General features: G+C 61.1%; 11 protein-coding genes. 8 read left to right on the top strand and 3 right to left on the bottom strand.

Features of this window, described 5'->3' with window-relative positions:
- Positions 1-181 precede the first annotated feature (181 nt).
- The 4 genes from B8746_RS12605 to B8746_RS12590 all read left to right on the top strand — a co-directional run bounded on the left by B8746_RS12605 (position 182) and on the right by B8746_RS12590 (position 3,726).
- Positions 182-1,717, top strand: coding sequence for a flavin-containing monooxygenase (locus B8746_RS12605; protein ID WP_084394004.1), 1,536 nt, complete (start codon positions 182-184; stop codon positions 1,715-1,717).
- Positions 1,718-1,894: 177 nt separating this feature from the next.
- Positions 1,895-2,383, top strand: a complete 489-nt coding sequence (gene ssb, locus B8746_RS12600) for a single-stranded DNA-binding protein (protein WP_084394003.1) — start codon at positions 1,895-1,897, stop codon at positions 2,381-2,383.
- Between the two features lie 30 nt (positions 2,384-2,413).
- On the top strand, positions 2,414-3,142 hold the full coding sequence (locus B8746_RS12595) for a nucleoside/nucleotide kinase family protein (RefSeq protein WP_084394002.1): 729 nt from the start codon (positions 2,414-2,416) through the stop codon (positions 3,140-3,142).
- 71 nt (positions 3,143-3,213) lie between these two features.
- Positions 3,214-3,726 carry a hypothetical protein gene (locus B8746_RS12590; protein ID WP_084394001.1) on the top strand — a complete coding sequence of 171 codons (513 nt, stop codon included), beginning with the start codon at positions 3,214-3,216 and terminating at the stop codon, positions 3,724-3,726.
- Between the two features lie 75 nt (positions 3,727-3,801).
- Here the strand turns inward: B8746_RS12590 and B8746_RS12585 are convergent, their stop codons facing one another.
- From B8746_RS12585 to B8746_RS12575, 3 genes are all read right to left on the bottom strand, one after another.
- Entirely contained in the window at positions 3,802-4,428 is a 627-nt protein-coding gene (locus B8746_RS12585) for a tetratricopeptide repeat protein (RefSeq protein WP_084394000.1), read from the bottom strand.
- A 256-nt stretch (positions 4,429-4,684) separates the two neighbouring features.
- A complete protein-coding gene (locus tag B8746_RS12580) occupies positions 4,685-5,305 on the bottom strand; it encodes a YitT family protein (RefSeq protein WP_084393999.1) in 621 nt (206 codons plus the stop codon).
- Between the two features lie 9 nt (positions 5,306-5,314).
- Complete coding sequence (locus tag B8746_RS12575; RefSeq protein WP_233124254.1) at positions 5,315-6,340, bottom strand: Kelch repeat-containing protein; 1,026 nt, start codon at positions 6,338-6,340, stop codon at positions 5,315-5,317.
- Between the two features lie 172 nt (positions 6,341-6,512).
- Here B8746_RS12575 and B8746_RS12570 point away from each other — a divergent pair, with 172 nt between their 5' ends.
- From B8746_RS12570 to B8746_RS12555, 4 genes are all read left to right on the top strand, one after another.
- Positions 6,513-7,748 (top strand): acyl-CoA dehydrogenase family protein, encoded by a 1,236-nt coding sequence (locus tag B8746_RS12570; RefSeq protein WP_084393998.1) that lies wholly within the window; start codon positions 6,513-6,515, stop codon positions 7,746-7,748.
- Positions 7,749-8,025: 277 nt separating this feature from the next.
- A complete protein-coding gene (gene gyrA, locus B8746_RS12565) occupies positions 8,026-10,797 on the top strand; it encodes a DNA gyrase subunit A (RefSeq protein WP_084393997.1) in 2,772 nt (923 codons plus the stop codon).
- A 49-nt stretch (positions 10,798-10,846) separates the two neighbouring features.
- On the top strand, positions 10,847-11,341 hold the full coding sequence (gene coaD / locus B8746_RS12560; protein ID WP_084393996.1) for a pantetheine-phosphate adenylyltransferase: 495 nt from the start codon (positions 10,847-10,849) through the stop codon (positions 11,339-11,341).
- Positions 11,338-12,255 (top strand): peptidylprolyl isomerase, encoded by a 918-nt coding sequence (locus B8746_RS12555; RefSeq protein WP_084393995.1) that lies wholly within the window; start codon positions 11,338-11,340, stop codon positions 12,253-12,255. The genes coaD and B8746_RS12555 overlap by 4 nt, the downstream gene beginning before the upstream one ends.

Genomic DNA, 12,255 nt, shown 5'->3' with positions numbered 1-12,255 from the left:
GGCATGATGCGGTAGCGCATCAAGGCCGCGAGCACACAAGACGTGCCTCGCACAGCGCCTGGCCTGCTGTTTCTGGTGCCGATCGCGGAAATGTTCAGCACGTTCTCCCTCTTCCGGTTGACTTGGGTTTGCAGAGTGGGGACGCTCAACGCTTCAGGGGTAGTGCGTAGCGAGGGCAAGCATGGCTGAGGCAGCGGAACATTTCGATATCCTGATCGTCGGCGCGGGCCTGTCCGGCGTGGGCGCGGCGGTGACGCTGAGACGGAAATTCCCCAATAAGCGTCTGGCCATCCTCGAGCAGCGCGAACGTGTGGGCGGCACCTGGGACCTCTTCCGCTATCCCGGCGTGCGCTGCGATAGCGACATGTATACGCTGGGCTACCGGTTCAAACCCTGGGCCGGCAAGGAAGCCATCGCCGACGGCGACAAGATCCGCGACTATATCGAGGAGGCCGCCCGCGAGAATGAGATTCTGCCGCTGATCCGCTTCGGCCACAAATTGCTGACGGCCGACTGGTCGACCGAGGATGCGCGCTGGACGCTGATTTCGGAGAAGACAGGCACGAACGAGCGCGTGACGCTGACAGGCTCGATGGTCGTCTTCTGCAGCGGCTATTACCGTTATGAACGCGGAAACGACCCGGACTTTCCCGGCAAGGAAGACTTTGAAGGCGTGATTGCCCATCCGCAATTCTGGCCGGAAGACCTTGATTATGAGGGCAAGCGGGTCGCGGTGATCGGCTCTGGTGCGACGGCCATTACCCTGGTCCCGACAATGGCGGAGAAGGCGTCCCACACATACATGGTGCAGCGCTCGCCGGCCTATGTCGTGGCGCGGCCAAGTGTGGACCCGCTGTCGAAACGGCTGCGCTTCCTGCCAAAGAAGGTGAACCACAAGCTGACGCGCTGGAAGGCGCTGACCATGCAGCAGCTCGTCTATGGCATGTCGCGCCGCAAGCCGGAGCGCGTGAAAGCCCTGATCGACAAGTGGATCCGCAAGGAGCTCGGCCCCGACTATGATTACGAGACGCATTTCACGCCGCGCTACAATCCGTGGGATGAGCGGATCTGCGTGTCCAAGGATGGCGACTTCTTCGAGGCGATCCGGCAGGGCAAGGTGGAAATGGTTACCGATGCGGTGGATCGGATCACGCCGACTGGCCTCAAGCTTCAAAGCGGGCGCGAGATCGAGGTGGACGTTATTGTGACGGCGACAGGGCTGGAGATGGTCTCGTTTGGCGGGGCCGACGTGCGCCTTGATGGGGTGTCTCTCGATCCGTCCGACCTGGTCAGCTATCGCTCCATCCTGTTTGCCGGCCTGCCCAATGCGGCCGTGATTTTCGGCTATGCGGGCGCGAGCTGGACGCTGAAGCTTGAGCTTGGCGTGCGGTATCTCTGCCGCCTGTTCAGCCTGATGGACCGGAAGGGCAAGCAGGTCTTCTTGCCGATTGGCGTTGAGGATTACGGACAGAAGAAAATGCTGCTCGACCTGACAGCGGGCTATGTGAAACGCGGCTCGAAATGGATTCCGCGCCAGGGCGAGGAAAAGCCCTGGGACAATCCGCAGAACTATTTCGTCGATTATCGCCGGCTGTTGCTTGAGCCGGTTGAGGATGAGGTATTGGCCCTGCGCAAGGCGGGCGAACCGCTGCCGGAAATCCTCGGTGCGGGCGGATCGTCCGAGGCGGCAGAAGCGTCCGCTCTCGCGGATGCCTGATTGATTTCCGACACCCTGTACCAGCGGTCTTGACGGCGGGAACATAAAGAGAACATTATGGGCGTGGCTGGTGTTGAGGGTGCGACTTGTGGAAATATGGGACCGAAGGGCGACAGGCGTCCTGTCTCGTATTAAACGGGAGCGGACGATTCGAAGACGAAATGATTGGAGCGCGACATGGCAGGTTCTGTAAACAAGGTGATCCTTATCGGAAATCTGGGCGCTGATCCGGAAGTGCGGCAGTTTCAGAATGGTGGTCAGGTCTGCAATCTGCGGATCGCGACGTCTGAAACCTGGAAGGACAAGAATACCGGCGAACGGCGCGAGAAGACCGAATGGCACCAGATTGCCATCTTCTCTGAGGGGCTCATCCGTATCTGTCAGAATTACCTCAAGAAGGGTTCGAAAGTTTACATCGAAGGCAAGCTGCAGACCCGCAAATGGCAGGACCAGAATGGCAATGACCGCTATTCGACTGAAGTCGTCCTGCAGGGCTTTGACGGCACGCTGACCATGCTCGACAGTGCCGGCGGTGGCCAGGGCGGCGGTGGTGGTGGCCGTTCGGGTGGCGGCTATGGCGGTGGTGGCGGCGGTGGTCCGCGCCAGCTTGACGGCCCGCCCCAGGACTTCGGGAACCAGGATTTCGAAGACGAAATTCCGTTCTAGGATCTGTCTGGAGCGGATCGGGAGAGGGCGATGCAGGACATGACGGGGCTGGATCAACTCGTCTCACGCCTGCGCGCCATCCTTGCTGAACGGGACTATCTCATTGTCGGGTTGACCGGCTCGGTCGCGGTCGGCAAGTCGACGCTCGCCAGAGCGTTAGGCGAGGCGCTGTTGCCCGATCCCGGCGCCGAGATTGTCGGAACAGACGGGTTCCTGCTGCCCAATGCCATTCTGGAGAAGCGCGAGCTGATGATGCGCAAGGGCTTTCCAGAGACCTATGACCGCGAGGCAATGGCGGCGGCGATCCGCTCCATCCGTCTTGGTCAGGCGCGCATCCCGGCCTATGATCACGAAACCTATGATGTGAACCCGGCGGGCGCCCGTACCCTGTCGCGCCCTGACATCCTCATCCTCGAGGGGCTGGGCTTTGAGCCGCCGGGAGGGCCGGTGAAGAAAACCGACCGGCCCGACATCCTCGTCTATCTCGATGCCGATCAGCGCGATATCGAGACCTGGTTCCTTGCCCGATTCATGCGTTTCTGGAACGCGGCCGAGCATGACCCGACCTCCTTTTATGCGCAGTTCCGCAATATGACAGTTCCGCAGGCGGAGGCCTTTGCCATGTCGGTCTGGCGCAAGATCAACCTGCCCAATCTGACCCAGCATATCGAGCCGCTTCGCGAGCATGCGGATATCGTGCTGAAAAAGGATGCCAGGCATCAGCTCACCGTGGTGTCGGACCGAACGCTTCAGGCCTGAGCGACGTGTGGTCCGCCGGGAACGCAGGCGCCCACGGCTCGTTTCTCCTCATTCGAAAGAGGAGTGTCTCGATGAGCTATCGTATTCTTGTGCCGGCCCTTGCCATGGCGATTGCCGCTTGCGGGGCCGATGACACGAGCGACCGCTCTGTCGTGCCCGAGCAGGCAGACCCTGCAGCCGTGGATGAAACCATGGACACGAATGATGTCGCGGTCGGAGAGCCGGAAGACACACTTCAGGTGTGGGCGGATGCGCTCGAGGCGCGTGACTGGGAAACGGCCCGGTCTGTCTGGGGCGAAAGTGGCGAAGCGAGCGGCATGACGCTGGAGGAGTTCGAACAGGCCTATGAAAAATACCGCACGATCAAGATATCGCTCGAGCAGGGGCGCGAGGAAGGCGCGGCAGGCACCGTCTATTACGAAGCACAGGTGAGCATGTCGGGTGAGCTGCAGAATGGAGATGCCTACCGTATGGAAGGTCCGGTCCTGCTCAGCCGGGTGAATGACGTTCCCGGCGCATCCACAGAAGACCTGCAATGGCACATTGAAACGAGCGACCTGCGCCCCGTCATGATCGAGGAATAAAAAGCCCGGCGGAAAGGCGTAGGGGAACGGTCAGCCGCCTCTCCGCCGGGAGTTCGCCCATCGGGAGCGGGCAACTCAGCCGGGTGTGCTGGCCAGTTGGCGGGCCGGTCCGGCAGGGGTCCGGATTTCGAAGTTTTGGAGCATGTTGGCAGCGGGGGTATAGTTCGGCTGCAAGCTGACGGCCGCGCTGAAATCCTCATAGGCGTTCTGGAACCGCTCCAGATCCCAGTAGGCAAGCCCGCGATTAAAATGCGCGACCGGGCGCAGATCCGGGTCGATCGATGCAATGTCGTCCAGCAGGTCGATGGCGGCTTCAGCCTCGCCCGCGCGGATGAGCGCTGCGGAGACGTTCACGCGAATGTCGGGCAGTCGCGGAGACAGTCGCTTGGCCTGGTCGAAGAGGTCGAGCGCCCCCGCGCTGTCGCCCCTGCGCATTTGCAGGATACCGTAATTGACGAGAGAAGCCGCCCGGTCCGACCGCAAAAGGGCGGTATCACGCACTGCGTCCCTGCAGGCTCCCATGGCGCCATAGTCTGGAATGCCGCCACTGGCGGCTGCTTCTGCGCAGGCGGCAGCGGGCGCGTCGCCAACGTAGAACTTGTCGACCTGCGCCGCCGCGCCGAGGCCGAATGTCAGGCCGACGATGACTGAGGATAAAGCCGAACGGTGAAGCGATTTCGCTAAATGCATATACAGGTTCATGTGTAAGTCCTTCCTGATTTTCCGGCCGACGCGATGCGATCTGGACCTATCGTGCAGTGCATTCGGCCAAGCTGGGAGGATGGCGTCCTGCCAGTCCCCATACTCAAGTAGATGTATATGCACTATATAAGTTGCAACGGACGACGAAGAGGTTTTCGATGAGCTTAGTTCAAGTGTGGCGATATAAAATGTATATGCACCATAAAGGGTTGTGGCACGCCTGGCGATGCGGTTCGCGGGGAATGTGTTCTGTGGTCTAGCTCATGCCGCGATAGCGGCCGGGCTTGTGGTTGATAGCGACAGTCAGGTTCAGCACGAATGCGCCGACAATGGACAGCGCGACCAACTTCAGCGGCAGCATGAACAGCGCCACGACGAGGATGGCGAGGTCGACAATGAGCTGGAAGATGCCAGCGCGGATCACGCCCTTGTCCTGCAGGAATTGCGACAGGATGGTGATGCCGCCAATGCCGGCGCGGTGGCGCAGCAGCATGACAAGGCCAACGCCCATCATCGCCGCGCCAGCGACCGATGCGAAGACAGGGTCGAGGGCAGAAAAGTCCATCCACATCGGAATAAGGCGCGTCATGGCGGAGATGAGCGCGATGGCAATGAAGGTCCGGATGGTGAAGCCCCATCCCATGCGCAGGACGGACAGGATGTAGAAGGGCAGATTTAGCACGAAGAAGACGAGGCCGAAGGACAGGGGGCTCGCAAACTCGACGAGAAGGCTGGTGCCAGCCAGTCCGCCCGTGATCAGCATGGCGGTGCTGTAGAGGGTTACGCCAAAGGATAGCAGCAGGGTGCCGAGGAGCAGGGCCTGAACGTCCTCATACCATTTGTGCTGTTCGAGTGGGGGCTCCTGGGCGTCAGTCATGGTCGCGGCTCATGGCGTGTAGATCTCCACTGCTGCACTCGTATCCTTGCCGCTCGCGCGAAGCGCACCGCCGATCACATGGATGTCGCCGCCAAGGGCGACGGCGCCGAGACCATGGCGCGGCCTCGGCATGTCGGGAATGGCGCTCCACCTGTCTCGATTGGCGTCATAGACCCAGGCATCGGGATAGACGCCCCCGCCATTGCCGGAGAAATACTCACCGCCAAAGGCGTACAGTCTGTGGCCGATGGCTGCAGCGGCCAGACCGCCCTGCGCCTTCGGCATGGGCGCGCGGTGCTCCCAGCGGTCTGAAGCAGGATCGTAGACTTCGTGCCTTGCGAGATTGCCGCCGCCGACTGTGCGCCCGCCGATGACGTGGATGTAGCCATTGATGACGCCGCTGGCGGCGCTGTTGCGAGCGGTCGGCATCGGCGCGGTATCGAACCACTTGCTGCCGTCGAAGGCCCAGGCGGTGGCGACGTCTGTCTGGTCATTCCAGTCAAGATTGCGGTCTGCCCTGGGGTGGCGCCCGCCAATCACGAAGAGCAGGCCGTCAGCGACTTCGGAAATGCTCTCGCCATTAGGCACAGGCATTGCCGGTGCGGCGCTCCATGCATCTTCAGCATCATCATAGCGCCAGACGCCGCCGCGCATCTGCCAGCCGCCCTGTTCGCCGGCTTCATATCCGCCAATGCAGTAGAGCCGGCCGCGATAGGAGATGAGCTGGGGGTGATGGCGTGCCGCGGGCAGGGGTGCCTTTACGGTCCAGTTGCCGGATGCCGGGTCGTAGGCGTGATGCATCGCTGTCGGCCCTGTAATGCGGCCATCCTCGGCGATGAAGCCGCCGGCAAGATGGATGCGTCCTGCATGCAGCGCCGGATAGATTTCCTGAACCGGGAAAGGCAGCGACTGGCCATTGCGCCAGCCTTTCTGGCGGCGTGCGCTGTCAGCTCCGGCGGCTGGCACCCATCCCGCGGCCAGGCCTGCAGCGGTCATCAGGAGGGTTGAACGGCGGCTCAGGGGTTTGGGGGCCATGGGCGATTCTCCGGACTCGACCGGGCGAGACTAGCGCCTGACCCGTCTGCATCAATGCCGGATGGCGGTTCGCGCTGACAGAGGATCACGCCGCGTCAGGCGTCCTGTTTGGGGCTGTGCAGGCCTGGCGGGGCAGATTAGCGTGGCGCCAAGAGACTTAAGGGAGAAAGCAATGTCGATCGATTTTACCATTCCGGATGAGGCCAAGCAGGTTCGCGAACGCGTTCGCCAATGGGTGCAGGATGAGTGTATTCCGGCCGAGAAGCGCCTCACCGATGGCGAGGATTACAAGACCGTCCTCAATGAGCTGCGGGCCAAGGCGAGGAAACAGGGCCTGTGGCTGCCCTTCATTCCGAAGGAGCATGGTGGCATGGGGCTCGGCCCGCTGGCCAATGCGCTGGTGCAGATGGAGCTCGGCCAGAGCCATCTCGGCGCGCTGTCGATGAACTCGCAGGGACCGGATGATGCGACCATGCTGACCCTGCTCGCGCATGGCACGGACTATCAGAAAGAGAAGTTCCTGAAGCCGATCCTCAACGGCGAAAAGCGGGTCTGTTATTCGATGACGGAGAAGGCAGCAGGGGCCGATGCGACGGGCATGCAGACCCGCGCGGAGAAGGACGGTAACAGTCACTATGTGCTGAATGGTGAGAAGTGGTTCTCATCGGCCGCGTCGGTGGCGGACATTGCCGTTGTCATGGCGAAGACCAATCCGGACGCGCCGCGCCATGAGCAGTTCTCGACCTTCATCGTCGAGCTGCCGAACCCCGGTTACAAGATCAAGCGCGACATTGAGACGATGGCGGTGCATGGCCCGCTCTACAACATCATGGGCGGTGGGCATGCCGAGATCGAGATCAAGGATCTGCGCGTGCCGGCAGAGAGCCTCCTTGGCGGCGAGGGCGGCGGCTTTTCCATGGGACAGCACCGTCTCGCTTATGGGCGCCTGCGCCACGGGATGCACAATGTCGCCATGGCGCAACGCGCGCTCGATCTTGCGACGGAACATGTCACCAAGCGCTCGACCTTCGGCAAGGGGCTGGAAGAGCGGCAGGGCGTCCAGTTCATGCTGGCCGAGTGCGCGAGCCAGCTCTATATCGCGCGGCTGATGCTGATGCACATCGCCTACAAGGCGGAAAATGGCCTGGACCTTCGCCAGGAGAATGGCATCGCCAAGGTGTTCCTCGCCAATATGGTTCACAAGGTGGTCGATACGGCGATCCAGCTGCACGGTGCGCTTGGCTATTCGCTCGATACGCCGCTGGCGGCCTGGTACACGCATATCCGGTCGCAGCGGCTGGTCGACGGGCCGGATGAGGTCCACAAGTGGATCACCGGCAAGAATGTCATCCGGGCCTTCAAGAAGGATGGCACGACGGCTGCGGCGGCCGGCGGGGATCTGCTCTGATCTTGCCAGCCCATTCCTGTCATCCCGGCCGACCAACGGGAGAGCCGGGACCCGGTTTGGGCGGGCCCTGCTCTTCAATTGACTGGGGCCGGGATATTTGCTGGCGCAAATTCCGGGATGACGGTCTGGGGGCTTGAAAAACAGAATATACGGCGCTGTGCAAACACCGGGCTGAACCGCCATCAGAGTTTGTGTCTGCTGCCCCCGCCTGCTAGGCTGAAACCCAGATTCGGCGGGCGATTCGGGCCCGCGCAGAGAGACCAGAGGCAGGGCTTCCGTGAGCGACGAAAATACACCGCCAGAAGAGCCGGAAAACGACGAACCGCATTACGAGGACGGGATTGATCCTGTTGATATCGAGGACGAGCTGAAACGCTCCTATCTCGACTATGCGATGAGCGTCATTGTCAGCCGTGCGCTGCCCGATGTGCGCGATGGCCTGAAGCCGGTTCACCGCCGGATTCTCTATGCCATGCAGGTCAATGGCAACACGCCGGACAAGCCTTACAAGAAGTCTGCGAACATTGTCGGTGCCGTGATGGGTAACTACCACCCGCACGGCGACAGCGCGATCTATGATGCCCTGGTGCGGATGGCGCAGCCATTCTCGATGGGGCTGACGCTTGTCGATGGCCAGGGCAATTTTGGCTCGATCGACAATGATCCGCCGGCGGCGATGCGCTACACCGAATCCCGGATGACCAAGGCGGCGCAATACCTGCTCGCCGACATCGACAAGGATACGGTCCAGTTCCAGGACACCTATGACGGCTCCCAGCAGGAGCCGATGGTCCTGCCGGCGCAGTTCCCGAACCTGCTGGTCAATGGCGGCGGCGGCATCGCGGTCGGCATGGCGACGAACATTCCGCCGCACAATCTTGGTGAAGTGGTCGACGCGACCCTCGCCATGATCGATGATCCGGCGATTGATGACGAGCAGTTGCTCGAGATCGTGCCGGGACCGGACTTTCCGACTGGCGGGCTGATCCTCGGCTATGCCGGATCGCGCAAGGCGTTGCTGGAAGGTCGCGGGTCTGTGCTGATGCGGGCGCGCACCGAGATTGAAGAGGTCAAGTCCGGCCGTCAGGCGATTATTGTCACCGAGATTCCGTATCAGGTGAACAAGGCCTCCATGGTGCAGAAGATCGCCGAACTCGTTCGCGAGAAGCGGATTGAAGGCATTGCGGATCTGCGCGACGAATCCGACCGCCACGGCATCCGCGTCGTGATCGAGATCAAGAAGGATGCGAGCGCGGACGTCGTGCTGAATCAGCTGTTCCGCTATTCGCAGCTACAGACATCCTTCCCGGTGAACATGCTCGCCCTGAATGGCGGGCGGCCGGAGCAGCTGAATCTGCGCCAGGTGCTGCAGGCCTTCATCCAGTTCCGTGAGGAAGTGGTCGCCCGGCGGACGAAATTTGAACTCAACAAGGCGCGCGACCGCGCACACGTCTTGGTGGGCCTTGCGCTCGCCGTTGCGAATATTGACGAGGTCATCCGTATCATCCGGCATGCGCCGGACCCGAATTCGGCGCGCGAGCAATTGCTCGCCAAGGCGTGGCCGATACTGGATATGGGGCCGCTGATCGACCTCGTTGCCGACCGCCGGACGCGCCGCGCCGAGGGCGACACGATCTATCTTTCCGATGAGCAGGCCCGCGCCATTCTTGCGCTGCAGCTGTCCCGCCTCACCGGCCTCGGCCGTGATGAAATCGGCAATGAAGCCAAGGGCTTGTCGGAGAAGATTGCAGACTATCTCGACATTCTGCGTTCACGTTCGCGCATCCTTGATATCATCCGGGGTGAGCTGAATGAGGTGAAAGAGAAATTCGCCGTGCCGCGGCGCTCCGAATTCACTTTCGCCGATGCCGACATGGACGATGAGGACCTGATCGAGCGCGAGGACATGGTCGTGACCGTCACGCATGGCGGCTATGTGAAGCGCGTTCCGCTTTCGACCTATCGCGCCCAGCATCGCGGCGGCAAGGGCAGGTCCGGTGTGGCGATGAAGGATGAGGACTTCGTCACCCGTCTCTTCACGGCCAATACGCATACGGAGATCCTGTTCTTCAGCTCCGAGGGCATGGTCTACAAGGAGAAGGTGTGGCGCCTGCCGGTCGGTTCGCCGCAATCTCGCGGCAAGGCGTTGGTCAATATCTTCCCGCTCTCCAAGGATGAGCGGATAGAGAGCGTCATGCCGCTGCCGGATGATGAGGAGAGCCGCAACTCGCTCGACGTGATGTTCGCGACCCGCTCTGGCACGGTTCGCCGCAACAAGCTCAGCGATTTCATTCGCGTCAATCGCAACGGCAAGATCGCGATGAAGCTCGATGAGGGCGATGGCATTGTCTCGGTCAAGATCTGCAATGAAGACAATGACATCATGCTGACCACCGCGCTCGGCAAATGTATCCGCTTCCAGGTGACGGATGTGCGGGTGTTTGCCGGCCGCAACTCGACCGGCGTACGTGGTATCCGTCTCGACAAGGGCGATGAAGTCATCTCCATGGGTGTTCTGCATCATGTCGAGGTCACCTCTGCGGAAGCGCGCGCCTATCTCAAGCATGCCGCGGCGATGCGCCGTGCGGCAACGGGCGAGGACGAGGATGATGCTGGTGACGTGATGGCCGATGACGAGGCAGAGGATGGCGTCGAAGAGGCCGCGCTCAGCCCGGAACGCATCGCAGAACTTGGTGCCCGCGATCAGTATATCCTGACCATTGCCGATGATGGCATGGGCAAGCGCTCATCTTCCTTCGATTACCGGGTCACCGGGCGCGGCGGGAAGGGCCTCGTCGCCCACAATATCTGGGGCCGCGACAAGAAGAAGGGGCCGGTCAAGCAGATCGCGCAATCTTTCACCGTCGATGATAATGACCAGATCATGCTTGTCACCAATGGAGGCCAGCTGATCCGTACCCATGTCGATCAGATCCGCATTGCCGGTCGCGCCACATCAGGCGTCTGGGTTCTTCGCACGAATGAGGGCGAACGGGTTGTGTCCGTGGCCCGCCTTGTGGAAGAAGAGGACGAAGATAGCGAAGAATAAGGCGAGACTGCTGCAATCGTTGCAGTTAGCTGCCTAAGTGGAGGTGCTGATGGAACGTGTCGGGCTTTATCCTGGAACCTTTGATCCGATCACCATGGGGCATCTCGACATTATCGGGCGCGGGCTGAAGCTCGTCGACCGGATGATCATCGGTGTCGCGGTGAACGAGGCCAAGAAGCCGCTTTTCTCGCTGGAGGAGCGCGTTGCCATTGTCGAGGCAGAATGTGCCGACCTGCCCAATCCGCGCAACGTCCCGATCGAGGCGCGCCCTTTCGATAATCTTCTCATGCATTTTGCCGAAGCGTGTAATGCGCACGTGATTATTCGCGGCCTGCGCGCTGTCTCCGATTTCGAGTACGAATTCCAGATGACGGCGATGAATGAGCAACTGAACCGCGAGATTGAAACTGTTTTCCTGATGGCAGATGTTCAGCATCAGGCGGTTGCTTCGCGGCTCGTGAAGGAAATCGCGAAATTTGGGGGCGATATCAGTTCCTTTGTCACGCCTCGTGTCAGGGAAAAGCTTCTGGAGAAATACAAGTGAACATCACCCGGACTGTTTCGATGGCGCTCGGCTGTGCCAGCATGATCGTGGCTGCTGCCTGTGCGCAGGAAGCGCCTGCTAGTGCAGAAACGGAAGCCGCCGCGCCGGCTGCGCCTCAATTCACGATAAACGACGTCGAGGCGGCACCGGATGAGTGGCGAGAGGTCGAGGCAGAGAACCTCTGGGTCCTCGATACGACCAAAGGCCGGATCGTGGTGGAAATGCTGCCTGAAGTCGCGCCAGCACATGTCGAACAGTTCCGCGCGATCACCAGATCCGGCGATTTTGACGGTACGGTCTTCCACCGCGTGATTGATGATTTCATGGCACAAGGCGGCGATATTTTTGCGCTGAAGGGCCGCGAATCCGGCCTGCCGAATATTGAGGGAGAGTTCACCTTCCGACGCAATCCGAATGACATGGTGATGAACCCGATCGGACCGGCGCAGGATGCCAAACAGGGGCTCTACAAGGGCTTTCCGATGGCATCGCAGGCGCAGTTCGTGGCCGAGATGACAGCCGACAATTTGCTCGACAGCTGGATCCCGCACTGTCCGGGCATTGTCTCCACGGCGCGTACCAATGACCCGAATTCGGCCAACAGCCAGTTTTTCCTGATGCGCCATCAGGCAAGCCATCTCGACAAGCAGTACACGGCCTGGGGCCGGGTGCTGGAAGGATTTGATGTCGTCCGCGCCATCAAGAAGGGCCCGGAGCCGAACGGAACGCCGATCGAGAATCCCGACGTGCTCAACAAGGCCGTCATGGCGTCCGACCTTCCTGAAGGTGAGCGCCCCAAGGTGTATGTCCAGCGGACGGATACGCAGGAATGGACCGACAGGCTGGCCGCCGCTGCCCAGCTCAAGAACGACATTTGCGACCTGCCAAGGGTGCCGGCGGTCGTCGAAGGCTAG

Source organism: Henriciella pelagia (assembly GCF_002088945.1).
Classification (GTDB): Bacteria; Pseudomonadota; Alphaproteobacteria; order Caulobacterales; family Hyphomonadaceae; genus Henriciella; species Henriciella pelagia.
This window is presented reverse-complemented; position numbering and strand designations above follow the sequence as displayed.